The organism is Dethiosulfovibrio russensis, assembly GCF_021568855.1.
Taxonomy (GTDB): domain Bacteria; phylum Synergistota; class Synergistia; order Synergistales; family Dethiosulfovibrionaceae; genus Dethiosulfovibrio; species Dethiosulfovibrio russensis.
The window spans coordinates 201,698-219,358 of sequence record NZ_JAKGUG010000005.1 but is presented as its reverse complement, the minus strand read 5'-3'; the positions used below and the strand labels follow the sequence as shown (position 1 = coordinate 219,358).

Annotated in this window: 14 protein-coding genes; 4 read left to right on the top strand and 10 right to left on the bottom strand. The window is 55.1% G+C overall.

Annotated elements, in window-relative coordinates; all coding sequences use genetic code 11:
- From L2W48_RS07675 to L2W48_RS07655, 5 genes are all read right to left on the bottom strand, one after another.
- Entirely contained in the window at positions 1–1,140 is a 1,140-nt protein-coding gene (locus L2W48_RS07675; RefSeq protein ID WP_236099310.1) for an isocitrate/isopropylmalate dehydrogenase family protein, read from the bottom strand.
- Positions 1,141–1,144: 4 nt separating this feature from the next.
- The gene (locus tag L2W48_RS07670) at positions 1,145–1,633 is read right to left on the bottom strand and encodes a 3-isopropylmalate dehydratase small subunit (RefSeq protein ID WP_236099311.1); all 489 of its coding nucleotides are present in this window, start codon (positions 1,631–1,633) and stop codon (positions 1,145–1,147) included.
- A gap of 2 nt (positions 1,634–1,635) precedes the next feature.
- Positions 1,636–2,895, bottom strand: coding sequence for a 3-isopropylmalate dehydratase large subunit (locus L2W48_RS07665; RefSeq protein WP_236099312.1), 1,260 nt, complete (start codon positions 2,893–2,895; stop codon positions 1,636–1,638).
- A gap of 303 nt (positions 2,896–3,198) precedes the next feature.
- Positions 3,199–3,870, bottom strand: a complete 672-nt coding sequence (locus L2W48_RS07660; protein ID WP_236099313.1) for a DUF4276 family protein — start codon at positions 3,868–3,870, stop codon at positions 3,199–3,201.
- Complete coding sequence (locus tag L2W48_RS07655; protein ID WP_236099314.1) at positions 3,863–4,972, bottom strand: AAA family ATPase; 1,110 nt, start codon at positions 4,970–4,972, stop codon at positions 3,863–3,865. Before L2W48_RS07655 ends, L2W48_RS07660 begins: the two co-directional genes overlap by 8 nt.
- A gap of 115 nt (positions 4,973–5,087) precedes the next feature.
- Here L2W48_RS07655 and L2W48_RS07650 point away from each other — a divergent pair, with 115 nt between their 5' ends.
- On the top strand, positions 5,088–7,196 hold the full coding sequence (locus tag L2W48_RS07650; protein WP_236099315.1) for a KAP family P-loop NTPase fold protein: 2,109 nt from the start codon (positions 5,088–5,090) through the stop codon (positions 7,194–7,196).
- A 37-nt stretch (positions 7,197–7,233) separates the two neighbouring features.
- Here the strand turns inward: L2W48_RS07650 and L2W48_RS07645 are convergent, their stop codons facing one another.
- Positions 7,234–8,157 (bottom strand): carbon-nitrogen hydrolase family protein, encoded by a 924-nt coding sequence (locus L2W48_RS07645; RefSeq protein ID WP_236099316.1) that lies wholly within the window; start codon positions 8,155–8,157, stop codon positions 7,234–7,236.
- A gap of 27 nt (positions 8,158–8,184) precedes the next feature.
- On the bottom strand, positions 8,185–9,795 hold the full coding sequence (locus L2W48_RS07640) for a peptide chain release factor 3 (RefSeq protein ID WP_236099317.1): 1,611 nt from the start codon (positions 9,793–9,795) through the stop codon (positions 8,185–8,187).
- Between the two features lie 216 nt (positions 9,796–10,011).
- Between L2W48_RS07640 and L2W48_RS07635 the strand changes: the two genes are divergently transcribed.
- From L2W48_RS07635 to L2W48_RS07625, 3 genes are read left to right on the top strand one after another with little or no spacing between them, the layout of a single operon-like run.
- The gene (locus L2W48_RS07635; protein ID WP_236099318.1) at positions 10,012–12,081 is read left to right on the top strand and encodes a methyl-accepting chemotaxis protein; all 2,070 of its coding nucleotides are present in this window, start codon (positions 10,012–10,014) and stop codon (positions 12,079–12,081) included.
- 7 nt (positions 12,082–12,088) lie between these two features.
- Positions 12,089–13,639 (top strand): S10 family peptidase, encoded by a 1,551-nt coding sequence (locus L2W48_RS07630; RefSeq protein ID WP_236099319.1) that lies wholly within the window; start codon positions 12,089–12,091, stop codon positions 13,637–13,639.
- A 22-nt stretch (positions 13,640–13,661) separates the two neighbouring features.
- The gene (locus tag L2W48_RS07625; RefSeq protein WP_236099320.1) at positions 13,662–14,555 is read left to right on the top strand and encodes an MBL fold metallo-hydrolase; all 894 of its coding nucleotides are present in this window, start codon (positions 13,662–13,664) and stop codon (positions 14,553–14,555) included.
- A gap of 49 nt (positions 14,556–14,604) precedes the next feature.
- Here L2W48_RS07625 and L2W48_RS07620 read toward each other — a convergent pair whose 3' ends face one another.
- From L2W48_RS07620 to L2W48_RS07610, 3 genes are all read right to left on the bottom strand, one after another.
- The gene (locus L2W48_RS07620; protein ID WP_236099321.1) at positions 14,605–15,153 is read right to left on the bottom strand and encodes a phosphoribosyltransferase family protein; all 549 of its coding nucleotides are present in this window, start codon (positions 15,151–15,153) and stop codon (positions 14,605–14,607) included.
- A gap of 13 nt (positions 15,154–15,166) precedes the next feature.
- Positions 15,167–16,270 (bottom strand): NCS2 family permease, encoded by a 1,104-nt coding sequence (locus L2W48_RS07615; protein WP_236099322.1) that lies wholly within the window; start codon positions 16,268–16,270, stop codon positions 15,167–15,169.
- Between the two features lie 68 nt (positions 16,271–16,338).
- Entirely contained in the window at positions 16,339–17,658 is a 1,320-nt protein-coding gene (locus L2W48_RS07610) for an SH3 domain-containing C40 family peptidase (RefSeq protein WP_236099323.1), read from the bottom strand.
- Between the last annotated feature and the right edge of the window lie 3 nt (positions 17,659–17,661).

Below are 17,661 nucleotides of genomic sequence, written 5' to 3'. Positions count from 1 at the left end.
TCAAGGAGTCTCCTCTCCGATTCTCTCTATTATCTCGGCGACCCTGTCTCCGACCGCCTCTGTGCCTGCCTGGCCTCCCATCTCTCTCGGAAGGTCGTCTCCGTCGTTTTCGCTAAGGAAGGTCTCCACCGCTCGGTCTATCGTCTTGGCGGCCCGGTGTTCTCCCAGGGAGTCGAGCATCAGTCCCGCCGATAGGATGGCGGCCAGAGGGTTGGCCCTGTCCGTTCCGGCAATGTCCGGGGCCGAGCCGTGTATGGGCTCGAACATCCCCAGCCCGTCTCCCAGGTTGCCTCCCGCCGCCACTCCAAGCCCTCCGGTTATTCCGGCGAAGAGGTCGCTGACTATGTCGCCGAACAGGTTGGGGCAGAGCACGGTGCCGAAATCCCAAGGGCTTCTGACTGCGTGGTAGCACATGGCGTCCACGTTCATCGTCTCCATCGGCATTCCCTGAGCCTTGGCCTCGTCGGCGGCTATCTCCTCCCAGAAGCCGTAAAGCTGGGGCATAGCGTTTGCCTTGGTTGCCAGAAGTATCGAATCGTCTCCTCGTCCTTTGGCGAAGCGGCAGGCCGTGGCGGTTATCCTTCTGATAGCCGGTTCTGTGGCTATTCCCATCTGCATGGCCATCCTGTGTCCAGTCTCCAGCTTTACGTTGCCAGTCAGGTCGTAGAGCCCTCTTTTCGCCTCTATGGCCTCGTCGATGCTTCCGTCTCCGGTGGCTCCGAGCCCCATGTAGAGGTCCTCGGTGTTCTCCCGGACCACCAGCATGTCTATCGAATGGCCGTCCGCTCCCGCTATCGGAACCGGTACCTTGGGAAAGGCTCTGGCGGGACGGAGGTTCACGTACATGTCGAAGCCAAATCGCAGCGTCAGAAGGATGCCTCTTTCCAGTATCCCCGGCTTGACCTTTGGATCCCCTATGGCTCCCAGATATATGGAGTCGCACTCCGAAAGCCTCTCCACTGCGTCGTCCGGAAGGATCTCACCGGTGGAGAGGTAGTGGGACGCTCCCCATGGAAAGGTCCTCCATTCCAGATCCGTCCCCGTCTTGGCCGTGGCGGCGTCCGCCGCCTTTCGTCCCTGCCTGATTACCTCCGGACCTATTCCGTCTCCTGCGATCTGGGCTATTATCTTAACTGTCATGGCCCTATCTCCCCGCTCCGGACGCCACGAAGGGCACCAGTCCACCGGCGGCGATTATTCCACGGAGATATTCGGGAAATGCCGGTACGGTCCAGCTTTCCCCGGTCGTCTCGTCCGAGATGACTCCGACCTCCATGTCCGCCGTCACCTCGTCGCCCTGGGATATTCTCTCTGCCGCCTCGGGGCAGACGAAGATGGGCAGCCCCACGTTTATGGAGTTGCGGAAGAAGATCCTGGCGAAGGATTTAGCTATGACGCAGGAGATCCCCGCTCCCTTTATGGCGATGGGGGCGTGTTCTCTGCTGGATCCGCAGCCGAAGTTCTCTCCTCCGATAATGATGTCCCCCTGGGATATCTTTTTAGCGAAATCGGGGTCGCCGTCCTCCATGCAGTGGGCGCCAAGCGTCTCAGGATCGGCCGTGACCAGATATCTGGCCGGTATTATTACATCTGTGTCCACGTGGTCTCCGAATTTCCAGGCTTTTCCTCTCATGGCTATGCCTCCTCCTGCGCCGGATCGGCGATGTGTCCCTTGACGGCGCTCCAGGCCGCCGTCACAGGGCTGGCCAGATATACCTCGCTCTTCGGGTGTCCCATTCTGCCGACGAAGTTTCTGTTGCTGGTGGACACGCATCTCTCGCCTTCCGCCAGTATCCCCATGTGTCCTCCCAGGCATGGGCCGCACGTCGGAGTGCAGACCGCCGCCCCTGCCTCGGTGAAGGTCCGGATGTAGCCTTTCTCCAGACAGGCGTTATATACCTCGTAGGACGCCGGTATGACTATGCACCGGACCGACGGATGGACCTTCTTCCCCTCGAGCACCGATGCCGCCGCCGCCATGTCCTCCAGCCTTCCGTTGGTGCAGGATCCGATGAAGACCTGCTGTATCTCGGTGTCTCCGAAGGTGGATGCTGGCCTTACGTTGTCCGGAGAGTGGGGCGCCGCCACCAGCGGCGTGAGCTTGTCCACGTCGATCTCCACCCGTTTGGCGTATTCGCATCCCTCGTCGGGATATCTGGCGGTGAAGGGGCGTGAGGCTCTAGCCTCTGCGTAGGCCAGGGTGGTCTCGTCCGGGACGAAGAGCCCGGCCTTGCCTCCTGCTTCGACCGCCATGTTTGCCACGGTGAATCGGTGGTCCATCGACATGGAGGCCAAGGCATCCCCTCCGAACTCGAGGGCCATGTATCTGGCTCCCTGTACCGATATCTCGCGCAGGACCGCCAATATGAGGTCCTTTCCCGTGATGTGTCTGGATATGGAGCCCCGGAAATCTATGCGTACCGTCGGAGGGACCATGAGCCAGGTCTCGCCTGTGGCCCAGGCTCCGGCCAGGTCGGTGGAACCCATCCCCGTGGAGAAGGCTCCCATGGCGCCGCCGGTGCAGGTGTGGCTGTCGGCGCCCAGAACGATGTCGCCAGGGAGTATGTAGCCTTTTTCGGGAAGCATGGCGTGCTCGATGCCGGCCCGTCCAACCTCCCAGTAGAGCATTTCCTGCTCCGAGGCGAATATACGGGATTTCTTGGCCTGTTCCGCCGAGGCTATGTCCTTGTTGGGGGTGAAGTGGTCCGGAACTATGGCGCATCGCTTCCGATCGAACACCCGGCTTCTTCCCATGGCCGCCATGGCGTCTATGGCGGGAGGAGCGGTGATGTCGTTTACGAAGGCGAAGTCCACCGATACCCGGCAGATGGCTCCCTCTTTGACGGGATCCGTGGTGTGGCTGGCTATTATCTGAGATGCGAGGGTTCTCTTCATGTTGTCCTCCTTGCGTTTTTGTGCGCACGGTCTTGGGAGGACCCGAGAGAAATGAAAAGGGCCGATCCGCAAGACTGTGCGAAATCGGCCCTTGGAAGGTCGTTATCGATAGACGAGGTAAACGCTACCGACGACTCCGGAGGGAGACTCCGCGGTCGATGGTTAGCGATAGGGCGAGGCTATTGACGATTACGTTTATATTCATCTCGCGGTTCTCCTTTCAGAGTTCGGTAAGTTGAGGAGGATTCTAGGGCATGCAGGGGGAGATGTCAAGGATGAGAAAATGGATTCGTCTGAATCGTCTTATCTCAAGGATTCTATCTCAGAGAGCCAGGCATTGAAAACCGGGCATTTCTTACGCATCTTGGGAATCCCTATCTCTTTTGCTATCGCTATTCCCGTGGTCGTTTTCTGGAACCTGGAGCTTAGTTTTTTTAGTCTTTTAGACGGAGCGGTATCCGGTGAGTTATTCACTCTTTCTGGTTCCTTGCATTGTCCTATGATTTTATCGATCTTTTTTGAGGAAACTCCAATATGTTTCGAGAGAACCTCCGTGTCACTGAAAAGCAGAGCCTCGAATTCATGTATAGATACGTAAGGGATAAATCGTCTATCTGAGTCTAAGTCGGGGAAACTTTCACCGATTTCCCGTTTAGTGGCGTCGTTTAGGGTTTTCGCTTGTATCGAAGGTGTTGTCTGTCCCACCGCCTTATCGACACCGGGCCATTTTTTGTCTATACCGTAGAAATCTATGAAGGTAGTTAAAAACGTATCTTTTCGTTGTTTCAGTTGATGACTGATGTCCCTTTTTACTCTGGCAAACTTAACATCTCCTCCCTTTTGCCCTGGCTTAGATGTCATGATAGGGGTTATGAAGATGTTCTTTGTGGAGAGATATTCTCTTAAAATATATTTTATGAAGGCCAGTTCCGTTTGTCCTTCCACAATCGCGACTACCTCGATGTAGTCATTCATGGCGAGGTCCTCCGGGGATGACGTTTTTGTCCCACAGCTCTCCTACCGAGTAATCATCCAGCCAGGTAGCATATTCCGCCCTCTGTAGACGTTTGAAATCGGACGAGCCGTCTTTCCTGTTGACTACTACGATATCTTCCAAATCGAAGTGATCTATGAATTTTGGCGATTGTGTCGCTACGATCAACTGTGTTCTGTCCGACGCATTTTGAACTAGTTCCGCCAGTATCGCTATGGCGAAAGGGTGAAGCCCTAGTTCTGGTTCGTCTATTATGATCGTGGATGGGGGGTCCGGTTGAAGAAGCGCCGTTGCGAGACAGACGAACCGTATTGAACCGTCGGAAAGATGGTACGGTTGCATGGGGTAGTCCGATCCTTTTTGAGTCCATGAAAGATTGACCTTCTCCCTTTCGCCGAATAACGATGGCTCAAGGATGAAATCATCGAGAAAGGGTGTAACCAGACGCACTGCGTCCAGAATTTCCCGGTATTCCTGTACGTTTTCGTTCTTGAGCCTAAGGAGATATGGTGCGATGTTTGATCCGTCGAAGCGTAGATTTTTGTCGTCCTGGACGATTTCGTAGTGCCTCATACCTGCCGTTGAGCCGGTATCGTGGAAATGATATATCTGCCAGGATGAAATAGCGTCGTGGACGGGGCTGCTGTACTCTGAATCTTTGGTTTTGCTCTTTGTTTCTTTCACCAACAAGGATTCGTTTTCTCTTCTTTCTCCCGTTAGTTTCCACCAACCGCTAGAACTGTTGTCATAGTATCGAGCCTCTTCGGTTAATATGCAATCTTCTGCCGGGCCGGGAGTTATGCTGAAACGATAGCCTCGTTGGCCGAAATAAGCTTCGAACTCCATTTTATGGGTGGTCTTGCGACCGTTAAAGAGCAGATCACTGATTCCTCCAGACATACGGACGTAATCGTTCAGGTTGCCATCTATGAGGTTTCTAAGCAGTCGGAAAAAGTCTATCAGATTGCTTTTTCCAGCTCCGTTGCCACCGATGAAAACGTTTAGGTTTCTAAGCTCAAAATTGTCGAGGGACTGAATCGACTTAAAACCTTTTATAGTCAGTTTATCCAGAGAGTTTTTCATTGTAGATGCCTCCTGATGGATTTTCTCCTCCGTTAGGTAGGATGGTAGCATAAAGGGTGTCGAAGTGGAACTTTCGCTTAGTTCCTGACAATCCAAGGTTAGGAGGAGTCACGGTATGGGCGTAGATGAGACCGAAGATCTCGTAAAAATAAAGCTGGATAATCCGATCGAGAAAGCAGAAGAAGATGTTTTGGAGAGAGATGATATGGCCAAACTTTTCGTCGAACGGATAGTCGAGCTGGATGTATCTAAGGGGGCCGTAGTTGGGGTTCTCGGCCCCTGGGGGTGCGGCAAGACGTCTTTCCTTAATTTGATGAAGCAACATTTGAAGGAGCTTGGGATTAAAAATATCGAGTTCAATCCATGGATGTTCAGCGACACGGATCAACTAGTAGGGACCTTTTTCGCCGAGATTTCCGCTCAGCTGAAGTCTCGCTTAGGTCTTCCCGATATTGGAAAGTTTTTCGAGCGTTACGGCAGGCCTCTTTCGCATATAGTGGGATGGTTGCCTTTTGGACCTTCGATTGGTCCCGTTGAGAAGCTTCTAAAAAGTGTAGTTGAAATATTTGGTGTTATCGCGAAAGAATGTCCTGACGAGAGCATGACAGCTAGAAGGGAAAAGGTGGAGGAAGCGTTAAAAAAGCTCGATAGACCTATCGTCGTTGTGTTGGATGACATCGACCGCCTTACCACCAGGGAAATAAGGGATATTTTCAAACTGGTGCGTCTGACGGCGAGCTTTTCTAACATCATCTACGTTTTGGCCTTCGATCGTGACAGAGTTGAGAAAGCCCTGGAAGAGGACGGTCTTCCAGGACGGGATTACCTCGAGAAGATAGTTCAGGTCAACGTAGATTTGCCTACGATGCCGTCGCGTCTTCTTGAAAGAGAATTTTCAAGAGAGTTGTCTGATGTCCTCTCAAAGATAGATGACCAGGATGAGGTTTGGCCTGATGTCTCTGTGGAGATAATCTGGCCTTTGATAAATAATATCCGGGACGTGAGGCGCTACGTGGCGGCGGTTAGATTTACCCTGTGTAATTTGAATGGGCAGGTCGCGATTGCGGATGTTTTGGCCTTGGAGGCGGTCAGAGTTTTTCTTCCCCACGTGTTCGCCGAACTTCCTAAGTCGATCGATGGTTTGAGCTATTCATGCGAGAAAAGCAATGAAGAACTGAAAAATCAAGTTTACAGCCTCATAAGGGTTGCGAGTGAGGAACCTCTCGACGAACGACGAATAGATCAGCTTTCAGGAGAGGTCTTAAGTGTTCCGATGTCAGTTGTTATTTCTATGATAAAAAGGCTTTTTCCGATGGCAGTCCGTTTTATAGGGGGTGCCGAATACGATCGAGATTTCGAGCCGCAGTGGAGTCAAGATCGCCGTGTCGCTCATGGGCTTTTCCTCAGACTGTATCTCGAACGTATAGTCGGCGAAGAGTTGATGTCCATTATGGATGCCGAAAGCGCTTTGCTTCGGATGAAAGCCCCCGATGCTTTCGAAGATTTTTTGCGATCGATTCCACCGGAGCGTTTGGCGGAGGTTATCGGTCGTCTCGGAGACCTTGAGGAGCGGTTTAGACCTGAATGCGTAGAGACTGGTATATTGGGACTGTTTAATGTATTGCCGTTGATTCCCGAGCGTCGAAGATCGTCAGCGGATGTTGGTCCTGATTGGACCGTGAGAGGGGTTATAAGTAAGCTTCTACGCTCTTTCAGTAATTCTGAAGAGCTGGCGAAAATGGTTGGGAGTGTTTTGTCGAAACTCCGGGGCCTTTACTCAAGGGGGGTGTTGTTGAGCATAGCAAAAGACATCGAGAACATGCCTGAAGAAGCGCTTGATAAGTTTGAAAAAGACTGGCGCCAGGACGTTCGTCAGACCGATGTCGAAAGTTTGATCAAGGAAAGGGAACTTCTTAACGTCTTATTGCGTGTAAAAAGAATGGCCGACCCTTCGGAACCGCCGTTCGATGTGCCGGATTTGCCGTCGGTGACATTGTCTGTCCTTAAGTCAGCGAAGGTCGAAGAATTGGGGCAACATTATGGAAGCCGAGCGGTCCTTAGAGAGGTCACACTCTGCTGGGATAAGTTAAAAGAACTTTACGGTAACGATGAAGTCCTACAAGAGAGGTTAGAGGCGCTAAAGGCCGATAATCCGAAAGACGTGGACGATTTGATGACGTTGGTTGATAGGTATCTCGATAACTCTCCTGCGGATAAACGGTAATAGCTGTCTCGTACGATAACCTAAACGAGGTGATCGATTATTTATCCTGCACCACCAGTTTCAGCACGTCCGGTCGGGAGTAGTGGCCGCAAGGGTCGAACTCCATGCGGCTGGCGGGCACCTTCTGCATGTCCAGCTCGGCGAATATGATTGCTTCCTCGTCCCATATGGTCTCAGTCACGGCGTGACCGTAGGGATCTATGACGCAGCTTCCGCCACGGCAGACCGTGTCCGGCAGTTTGGCTATCTCGTCGGAACAGTTCAGGTCCTTGGGGTACATGTCCTTCGTGAAGTACATGTCGCAGTTGACGAAGTAGCATCGTCCCTCTATGGCGATGTGGCGGATGGTGGACTGCCATTCCTCGTTGTCGTTGGTGTTGGGCGAGATGTAGAGGGTCACTCCCTTTTCGTAGAGGGCGACCCTGGCCAGGGGCATGTAGCTTTCCCAGCAGATTAGGCTTCCGATCGGTCCCCAGGGCGATTCCGCCACGGGAAAGAGCCCTTTGTCACCGTCCCCCCATACCACCCGCTCTGTGCCGGTGGGTTTCAGTTTCCTGTGGGAGAAGAGCAGCTCTCCTTCCGGGGAGAACAGCAGGTTGGAGTTGTAGAGCGTCGCCGATAGGGAGTCCCGTTCCGACACTCCGATGCTCAAAAACGCACCGGCCTCCTCGGCGGCTTTACCGAGAGCCTCGGTCTCCGGACCTGGCACGACGATCGAGTTGTCGTAGTATTTTTTCCAGTCCTCCCGACCTTCGACGGTCCTGCTTCCCACCGTGAACCCGTAGGTGATCCCGTAGGGATAGCCTGGAATGAAAAGCTCGGGGAAAACGATCAGCTCCGCCCCTTTCTCGGCGGCCTTACTCGTAAGGTCGACGGCTTTTTCCGTAGAGGCTTCGCTGTCGAACATGACCGGTGCCGCCTGGACCACAGCGATCCTGCATGTGTCCTTTAGCGTGAGCATCCCGCTTCCTCCTCCGTAATGTTTAGGTTATTCCCCCGAGTGTTCGCAGGTCTTCAGAAACTGTACTTCCGGCCAGTGGTTCTCCACGTACTTAAGGTCCCAGTTGTTGGCCGCCAGGTAGACCAACTGGTCGGCGCTGTCTTTGGCCAGGTTGTTCTGCTGGGTTTTCTCGAACTCGGCCATTTTCTTGGGGTCGTCGCAACGGACCCACCGGGCCACCGAGTAGGGGGTGGAGTCGTAGCTTGCGTCCACCGAGTACTCGGCCTTGAGCCTGGCCACCGCCACGTCGAACTGAAGCACGCCGACGGCTCCCAGTATGAATATATTGTCGTTTATCGGCCGGAAGACCTGTATCGCTCCCTCTTCGGATAGCTGCAACAGCCCCTTGTGAAGCTGTTTGGACTTCATGGGAGAGTCCAGCCTGACTCTTCTGAAATGCTCCGGCGCGAAGCTCGGTATTCCGGTGTACTGAAGGGGTTCTTTGTCGGTAAAGGTGTCCCCTATCTTTATGGTGCCGTGGTTGTGTATGCCCACGATGTCTCCCGGCCAGGCCTCGTCGACCAGCTCTCTGTCCTGGGCCATGAATATGGTGGGGTTGGACATGGTTATGTCCTTGCCTATTCTGTGATGTTTGACCTTCATCCCTCTCTGGAATTTTCCCGAGCATATCCTCATGAAGGCCAGGCGGTCCCTGTGGGCCAGGTCCATGTTGGCCTGTATTTTGAAGACGAAGCCGGAGAACTCCTCCTCGTCGGGAGATACCGTCCTGGTCGTAGTCTCCCTGGGGCCGGGGCAGGGAGCTATCTCCACGAAGCTGTCCAGCATCTCCTTGACCCCGAAGTTGTTCACGGCGCTTCCGAAGAAGACCGGGGTCTGGCTGCCCTTAAGGTAGTCGTCCAGGTCGAAGGGGTTGGCCGCTCCCTCCAGAAGTTCCACATCGCCTCTCAGGTCGTCCGCCTGGGATCCCAGAAGCTCGTCCAGCCTGGGGTCGGACAGGTCGGATATCTCCGTCACCATGTCCTGTTCCCTCAGGGACTCGAAGCCGGCACGGAAGAGGGTGAGCTTTTTTCTGTATATGTCGTAGGTTCCCTTGTAGCCCTTGCCCATTCCCACCGGCCAGGTGAGAGGGGCGCACTCTATCTGTAGGGTTTCCTCTATGTCGGACATCACCTCTAAGGGAGACATTCCCTCCCTGTCCAGCTTGTTCACGAAGGTCATGATGGGTGTGTTTCTCATCCGGCAGACCTCCATGAGCCTTCTGGTCTGTTCCTCGACCCCCTTGACGCTGTCTATAACCATCACGGCGCTGTCCACGGCGGTGAGAACCCTGTATGTGTCCTCGGAAAAGTCCTTGTGTCCCGGGGTATCCAGCAGGTTTATCTCGTAGTCCCGATATTCGAACTTCATCACCGAGCTGGTGACGGAGATTCCCCTTTCCTGCTCGATGGACATCCAGTCGCTGGTGGCGTGACGGGAGGCCTTGCGTGATTTTACCGCTCCCGCCATGGTTATGGCTCCTCCGAAGAGCAGGAGCTTCTCCGTGAGGGTAGTCTTTCCCGCGTCGGGGTGGCTTATTATGCCGAAGGTTCTGCGACGCTCTATCTGTCTTTTAAGTTCCGAGGAATTGCTGACGGTCATGTGAATCCTCCCGATATGTCTCAGTATGAAAGGGGAGGTCAAAGGCCAGGAACCTCCCTAGAACAAGAAATTATACATCACATGGAGGGAATCATAAAGGATTGTAACTGTAGCCCATCGCCCCCTTGGGCTTTGTAGTCTCTTCCGTGTATAATTACGAAACATATGACGTTCATCTTCGTTGTCTGTCGAGCTAACGATATGGAGGGATGAAAAATGAAAAGAAGTCTTCTTCTCAAGCTGGTGTTGCCCTTAGGGGTTTTGGTGGGGCTGTTCACCCTGTCACTGGGGTCTACCTTGGTTATAACCTCCGGTCAGGACAAAGACGGGATGGTCATAAACCTGGCAGGCAGGCAGAGGATGCTTTCCCAGAGTATCGCCAAGGCCTCCTTGGCCTACGGATTATCCGGCGATAGCAAGTACAAGGAGGAGGCTTTGTCCTCCATCTCCCTTTTCAAGGAGACCAACCGTGTTCTGATATCGGGGGGAAAAGCTCCGCTGGATCCCAAGGCGGGCACTTGGACCGATATCCCCGCCGCTTCCCCCGAGGCGGTAGCGCTTCTCAGGGAGGTGGACAAGTCCTTCTCCTCTTACCTTAAGGCGGTGGATAAGGTGTTGTCCGGTTCGGACGAAAGGGCCTGGAAAGACGTAGTCGAGAAGGCTCAGTCCGTCCTCGCCGCGGCGGCTAAGGCGACCGTTGCAATAGAGACCTACGCCGGACGGAAGGTAATAATATTGGAAAGGATACAGGAGGTTTCGCTGGTGCTGGCCCTCCTGATCGCTTTTCTGTGTGTGGTTTTCTATCGTAAATCCCTGGTAGCTCCCATAAGGGAGATGAACCTCTTCATGGGGCGTTCCACCGAGGGGAAAGCCGACCTCACATGGCGCCTTCCAGTTCGCTCTTCCGACGAGACCGGACGGATGGCATCGGGTTTTAACGACTTTATGGAGCTCCTTCGTGCCAATTTCTGGGAGACCTCTCAGGGAACCCAGGATTTTTTGGCGGCTTTCAACTCTCTGGCCCGTTCTCTGGAGCTATTTTCCCGTACATTCAGGTCCATGGAGGAGGGTGTGGTACGAGGCGCCAAGGCGGTGGATCAGGTCTCCAGCGCTGTGGAGACCCAGTACGCTACCTCGGAGGAGATAGCCTCCACCTCTCAGGCTTTGGCCCGCATGGCGGAAGACCTCAACCAGACCGTGGCGGACGTGGTTTCCAAGGCCAAAGAGGGAGAGGCCGCCTTGGGAGAGACCTCCGTCGCTATGGAATCAGCCAGAGGACAGGCGGAGCAGGTATCCCAGAGGGCCTTATCCTTGGCGGATAAGGCTAAGGTTATACACCAGGTGGTACAGACCATTCAGGGAATAGCGGAACAGACTAACCTACTGGCACTCAACGCGGCTATAGAGGCGGCCAGGGCTGGCGAGGCGGGGCGGGGATTCGCCGTAGTTGCCGAAGAAGTCAGGAAACTGGCGGAGGAGAGCAAAGGTGCTGCAGTTCAGATAGGCGATAACCTGACGGGACTTATGGATGGCGTCGACGGTACATCCAAAGACGTCATGTCCATGTCGGACGAGATGCAGGGAGTGGCCGAGAGGATTTCCGGAGTGGTCCAGGCCATAACTGTGATACTGGAGGGCATGGACAACACCAACGAGGTATCTCAGACCGTTGCGGCCAGCGCTCAGGAACTCTCCGCCTCCTCTCAGGAGATGGCATCCGGAGCTGAGTCGGTTTCCCGGTTCGCGTCGGAGATAAACCAGGTTATAGGGGACGCCGGGGAGTCGGTCAAGTCCCTTTCAGGCATGGTCGACGATTTGTCCGACAGGGTGAACGACGGGGCCAGGGAAGGCGAGGAGCTTCTTGAGGAGCTTTCCAAGATGAACCTGGGTACCTGTGCCGACATGATGTCGGTTGTGTCAAAGGCGGTTGACGCTCACAGAGCATGGATGGATCGTCTGGAGTCCTTGCTCGAGGGAGGTCTCTGGGATCTCGAGACCGACCCGACCAAGTGTCGCTTCGGGTTGTTCCTTTCCACGGCGACCCCTCCTGATCACCTGACCGACAGGTGGAAAGAGGTGGTCTCTCTGCACGATAAGCTCCATCACATGGGTCACGAGATAGAGGCCCATGTTTCCGAGGGAAGGAAGGACTCGGCGGAGAAGGCGACGGCGGAGGCGAGAGATGTAAGCTCTCGATTGGCCTCTCTGTTGATGGACTTGGCCCGAGAGTGTTCCGGAAAGGGTTCAGGGGTTCCTGCTCTGGCATCCTCTACCGAGAGGAGATAATCGAAAAATGAAAAAATATTATCTGACCCTGTTGTTGGGGGCGTTTATCTTAACCTGCCTGTCCTCCGTAGGATGGGCTGAGACGGAAAAGGATGTAGTTGCTCCAGAGGAACAGCCTAGGTCTCAGGAGGTCGTTCCGGAAAAGGCGATCGTGCCTTTGGACGCCTCCGTAACCGACCACACCGTGACGGTGGCAGGCAAGAAGTTGAACTATCGGGCCAGGGCTGAGTTGATGCCGGTGTTCGACGATAAGGGCGACGAAATGGGCAGGGTCTTCTACGTGGCCTACTCCAGGACGAAGGTCTCCGGAAAGGACAGACCTGTTACCTTCGCCTTCAACGGAGGCCCCGGTTCTTCGTCTCTTTTTCTCCACATGGGGGCTTTCGGCCCCAAGGTGGTCAAGTCCTCTCCCGATGGCATAGGCCTTCCCAGGCCTCCCTACGTCGTTCAGGATAACGAAGATACGATCCTGGAGGATACGGATCTGGTATTCGTCGATCCCATAGGAACCGGCTTCAGCAGGGGTTTCGATCCGGATTCTAGCGAAAGTTTTTGGGGAGTTTCCGAGGACGTAGCCTCGGTCGCTCAGTTCATAAGGATGTATCTGACCAGAGAGGGCCGTTGGGGATCGCCTATATATATCGCCGGGGAGAGCTACGGCGGCATCAGGGCCACCGGGCTGGCGTCGGCTCTCATGGACATGGGCATAATGCCTTCCGGTATCATTTTGGTGGCTCCGGTGGCGAGCTACGGCGACCTGGTGCCGGACAGCAGCAACGACAGACCCTACATCCACGCCCTGCCCGCCATGGCGGCAGCGGCCTGGTATCATGGCAAGCTTCCGGAGGATCTTCAAAGCCTGCCTCTGGAGAAGGTCCTCTACAATGCCAGAGACTGGGCCTCCAGCACCTATCTGAAGGCTCTCTGGGACGGCAACGGGCTGTCCGAGGAGGAGTTCGAGGCAGTGCTGGAGGGGCTGAACCGTTACACATCTCTCCCTGAAAGGGACATAAAAAGCCTGAATCTGAGGGTTCCTCCGGCGGTGTTCCTCTCCGGGCTCCTTCAGGATGATCGTCTCATGATCAGTCGTTACGATACGAGGCTCACCGGCCCGGGCGGCTGGTACGACTACGGAGAGGATCCCATGTTCACCTTGGTCGGTGCCCCTTACTACACGGCTTTCATGTCCTATCTCAGGGACGAGCTAGATTTTTCCACCGACAGAGAATATCTGAGCGGCAACGACGAGGCCCTCTACCGCTGGAACTTCCAGTCCGGCTCGGAGGCATTCGTAGGGTACCCGAACACGGTGGATCTCCTGGCCAGCGCTATGAGACGGTGCGATTTTCTCAAGGTATTCGTGGCCATGGGAGCTTACGATATGACCTGTACCGCCGATTCCATCCTCTATACACTGGGACGTCTGGACGTTCCCGTGGAGAGGCTGAAGGAAAACGTCACGGTTAAGACCTACGACGGCGGCCACATGATGTACACCAATCCATCCGCCAAGGCGGCGCTCAAATCCGATCTGGACCGGTTCTTCGGGGGTAGATAGACATGAAGGGGATGGAGTCGCCATGGCGGATCTGAAATTGACACATCTCTTGGGAGATAGCTATGTCGTGGAGGGGCGCATAAAGCTGGGGCTCTGGGGACCTAAGGACGATACGGTTCTTCTGGATTCGGGCATGGACGAATCGTCCGGCAGGGCTTTGAGACGCATGATCGAAAGGGAAGGCCGGCGTCTGAACTGGGTAGCCTGCACTCATTTTCACGCCGACCACGTCGGTGGATGCGCCTATCTGAAGAAGTCCACCGGATGTTCCGTGGCTATGCCAGCCTTCGAGAGTCCGTTTCTGGAGGAGACGATCTACGAGCCGTCGTTCCTGTGGGGGGCGTCGCCTTTTGGGGCTCTCAAGAACAAGTTTCTGATGGCCCCGGTGTGTCAGGTGGATCGACGGTTGCCTCAGTCCGGAGAGTGGGAGGAGACCGGTCTGAGACTGGTCTCACTGGCGGGGCACTCTCCGGGGATGGTGGGCTACGTTACGCCGGACGAGGTCGCCTACGTAGGAGACTCGTTGTTCGACTCCGATATGGTGGAGGCTCACGGAATGCTTTACGTGGTGGACGTGGCGGAATGGCTCGTTACCCTCGACTTTCTGGAGAGGCTGGAGGCCCGGTGGTTCGTTCCCTGCCACGCTTCGACTGTGGAGGATCCCTCCGAGCTTATCTCCGTGACTAGACGGCATCTGTTGGATATATCCGACAGGGTTCTCTCCCTTTGCAGAACCCCGATGACCAGAGACGACCTGTTGGGAAAGTTGATGGAATGGCTGGACAAGAAGGTAGATCCTCTGAGATACGTATTGAACCTCGGGGCCCTTTCGGCCCATCTCAGCTATCTTATAGACCGTGGAGAGGTGGAGCCCCTGGAGGATCGAGGGCGATTGCTCTGGAAAGCGGTGGATTGAGAAAAACGGGAGGGGCCCGATCGTGGGTCCCTCCCGTCTATCGGTCGATCTATTTCTCCGTGGGGAATACCGGCAGAGTTTCCAGAAAGGTCACTCCTTCTCCGTCGTGACCTCCCTCCTCGAGCAGAGGCGCCGCCTGAGCCACCGTTATGGCTCCGGCCCTGTCGAGTATCTGTCTGGCCGATCGGAGGGACGCCCCTGTGGACACCACGTCGTCCACCAGACACACCTTTCTCCCTCTTATCTTGGCTACGTCCGATCCGTCCATGACGAGGGTCTGTTCTTCTGTTGTGGTTATCGATCTCACCGTCTCGACCAGAGGTCCCACCATATAGCCCTTTACCGATTTTCTTATGACAACGTAGTTCAGCTTCATGATCCTGGCCATGGCGTGGGTCAGGGGAATAGCCTTCGCCTCGGGGCAGACCAGTGCGTCCAGGGATATATCGCCCAGCCTTTCGGTCAGTTTCTCGGCGCATCGTTCCACCAGTTCGGTGTCTCCCATCATCACGAAAGACGCTATGGACAGGTTCTTCGAGATGGCTACCTTGGGCAGTCGTCTGACCAGTCCCGCCAGGTGTAGCTCGTAAAAGTCCATCGAATCCACCCTCCTATATCCCGAAGACCAGTCTTACGACGACTCCTGCCAGCAATCCGAAGAAGGGATTCCATCTGGCAGAGGCGAACACGGTAGCTCCGATCACCATTCCCCAGGGGGTCATGCCGAAGGGGCCCTGAAAATCCGGAACCAGAGATACCGCTGCGGCCATATTGGTGGAAAAGGTCACGAACACCCCCAGCACCAGCAAAAAACCGGCGATGGACGAGCGATGCACGTACCGTCCTATGGTTGGCAGCAGCTTGAACAGCAGTAGTGCGGCCATTATGGCCATCATCATGACGGACGATCTAACCGGGTTCGGAGCCGTGGCTGTTCCGGATATGATGGACTCAACCGGAGCTCCTCCGAACAGGGTGGAGGCCATGTCGGCGAGGCTGGAGTAGATGGCCAGGTGATCTATGTCGGTGCCGACCCCCGCTATGCTGCCGGTTATCTTTCCGAAAGAGATGTTGGCCCCTATGTTGAGACAGGCCATGGCCAGGGCTCCGTAGAGTATCCTGGGATGGCGCCATATGTCCCACTTGACCATGCCGAAACGGAACTTTTCGTTGGCTCCGTCTATTACGTGAACGTCCAGGTCCATCCCTCTGCTTCTCAGAAGGTAGTTGTACAGAAGCGTCGAGGCCAGGACGGACACGATGATGGTCTTGGCCAAATCTCTGGTCAGGAACCATACCACGAGAGCCACCGCTACCGAGGCCGAACCGGACCAGCGCTCCGACGAGAAGAGGTCTATGGCCACGTTGGCCAACATCAGGCCCACCCCGGCCATCATGGAGTTGACCACCACAGGGCCTATCGCCGAGACTATCTTTTCGTTCATGCCCAGCATCGACGGTATCAGCAGGAACAAAGCTCCCCAGAAGACCATGCTGAGCCTTTCGGACAGGTCCTTTCCCATTGTGCCTGCCAGAGTGATAGTCTCGGCCTGGAACGATATGGTGGCTACCGAGTTGAAGTAAAGGGATCCGGCTATTCCCACCCCGAAGGCCAACGCCGTAGGCAGGGCGGCGAAGCCGAACATAAGGGCCAATAGCCCCTGAGGTATTCCGTTGACTACCACCGCAAGAGCGGCGAGTAAATCGGTGAACATAGTTGTGAGCAACTCCCTCCAAAGACGATATAGCTTACTTTATATCTTCTTGGAGTAAAAATGTCAACTTATGTTTCGGGAAGCCATGGAATCGTCAATCTGTCGATTCGGTCCAGTATCAGTTTGCCCGGGACGTGGTCCGGAAGGTCCTCTCCCAGGTCCAGTGTGGATATCACCGTTTTGCCCACTATATACCGTCCTTCACTGCCTTTTCTCTCGGTCCTTATTCCCCACATGTCGTGAAGTATCAAGGGTTTCCCCCTATAGGTTCCCACGTAGAGCATTATGTGTCCGGGCTGGCCTATCAGGGAGAAAAACGGTACTCCCTCTCTAGAGATCGTCTTTAACTTTTTCTCTCTGGACATTCCTTCAAGGGATATGACCTTTCCCTCTTTGGCCTGAGCTTTTGAGTTTCTGGGCAACCAGATGCCGAGGGGTAACATAAGATCCCTGGTGGTGGCGCTGCAATCTCGGTTTTTCAGGAAGCCTCCCCAACCGTAGGGCTCGTTCATCAACTGCTCCGCCAGGGCCGCGGCGGTCCAGGCGTTGGGGGATAGTGGAGCCGGGGACACGGAGGTCATGGGTATCCTCAGCTCGATGGACGAGGCGACCCCGTCCGGCCTTGCCCTTGGCACCTCTACGATAATAGTGGTTGCCCCTCTGGATTTCATCGGCAGCAGCGTTCCTATCTTGGCCTCGAAGAGCGATCTACCGCGATATGCCAGAACGACGTCTTCCCTCACTACTGCCGCCAGTTCCAGGGATCTCCATCTCGTCGCCAGTTCGTCGTTCACCGTCGCCAGGTCGGCCATGTTCACCCATCCTGAGGCGTAGGACGTGTCGCACCAGCCCCAAAGTCCGTCTTCGGAGAGGTGAGACAGGTAGAGAGGTTCTCCGGCGTGGACCAGGCTGTTTTGTAGGTAGTCGAAGGGGTAGCCCTCTCCCGGCAGGTCGGGAGACAGAAAGGCGGGTGATTTCGTAGGGAGCAGCCTCAAGGATGTCTCCCTCAAGGAGACTGCCCTCGTGCCCAGCTCTCCGACCGAGTCGACCCGGCAAGATTCGGCCATCCTCTTTTTCCATTCGTCGGTGCGAGGGGAGAGGTTTTCGCCGTATATTCTGTCTTGACAGTAACGGTCCAGAGCCCATAGGATAACCTCTTGGGCTTCTCTCGGCTCGTTCTGGTCCCAGGGAGAGTGAAAGCGTGTCTTGAGTATTTCGTATTGTCTCTGTTGAATTTCTTTTGGTATTATCGGTCGATCCGTCTGGGAGACGGCGTGATACATCGGAGACTGTGGTATCCCCTCTATGCCTCCGAGTCCCCAGGCTGGGAGATGGAGGCACAGAAGGACCGTGGCCACGGCGGCAAATCGAACGTTTTTTACCCTCATCCT

Bases quoted from the DNA above. Each gene is read 5' to 3' on its own strand.
- L2W48_RS07675 (WP_236099310.1), bottom strand. From the start codon at position 1,140: ATGACAGTTAAGATAATAGCCCAGATCGCAGGAGACGGAATAGGTCCG.
- L2W48_RS07670 (WP_236099311.1), bottom strand. From the start codon at position 1,633: ATGAGAGGAAAAGCCTGGAAATTCGGAGACCACGTGGACACAGATGTA.
- L2W48_RS07665 (WP_236099312.1), bottom strand. From the start codon at position 2,895: ATGAAGAGAACCCTCGCATCTCAGATAATAGCCAGCCACACCACGGAT.
- L2W48_RS07660 (WP_236099313.1), bottom strand. From the start codon at position 3,870: ATGAATGACTACATCGAGGTAGTCGCGATTGTGGAAGGACAAACGGAA.
- L2W48_RS07655 (WP_236099314.1), bottom strand. From the start codon at position 4,972: ATGAAAAACTCTCTGGATAAACTGACTATAAAAGGTTTTAAGTCGATT.
- L2W48_RS07650 (WP_236099315.1), top strand. From the start codon at position 5,088: ATGGGCGTAGATGAGACCGAAGATCTCGTAAAAATAAAGCTGGATAAT.
- L2W48_RS07645 (WP_236099316.1), bottom strand. From the start codon at position 8,157: ATGCTCACGCTAAAGGACACATGCAGGATCGCTGTGGTCCAGGCGGCA.
- L2W48_RS07640 (WP_236099317.1), bottom strand. From the start codon at position 9,795: ATGACCGTCAGCAATTCCTCGGAACTTAAAAGACAGATAGAGCGTCGC.
- L2W48_RS07635 (WP_236099318.1), top strand. From the start codon at position 10,012: ATGAAAAGAAGTCTTCTTCTCAAGCTGGTGTTGCCCTTAGGGGTTTTG.
- L2W48_RS07630 (WP_236099319.1), top strand. From the start codon at position 12,089: ATGAAAAAATATTATCTGACCCTGTTGTTGGGGGCGTTTATCTTAACC.
- L2W48_RS07625 (WP_236099320.1), top strand. From the start codon at position 13,662: ATGGCGGATCTGAAATTGACACATCTCTTGGGAGATAGCTATGTCGTG.
- L2W48_RS07620 (WP_236099321.1), bottom strand. From the start codon at position 15,153: ATGGACTTTTACGAGCTACACCTGGCGGGACTGGTCAGACGACTGCCC.
- L2W48_RS07615 (WP_236099322.1), bottom strand. From the start codon at position 16,270: ATGTTCACCGATTTACTCGCCGCTCTTGCGGTGGTAGTCAACGGAATA.
- L2W48_RS07610 (WP_236099323.1), bottom strand. From the start codon at position 17,658: ATGAGGGTAAAAAACGTTCGATTTGCCGCCGTGGCCACGGTCCTTCTG.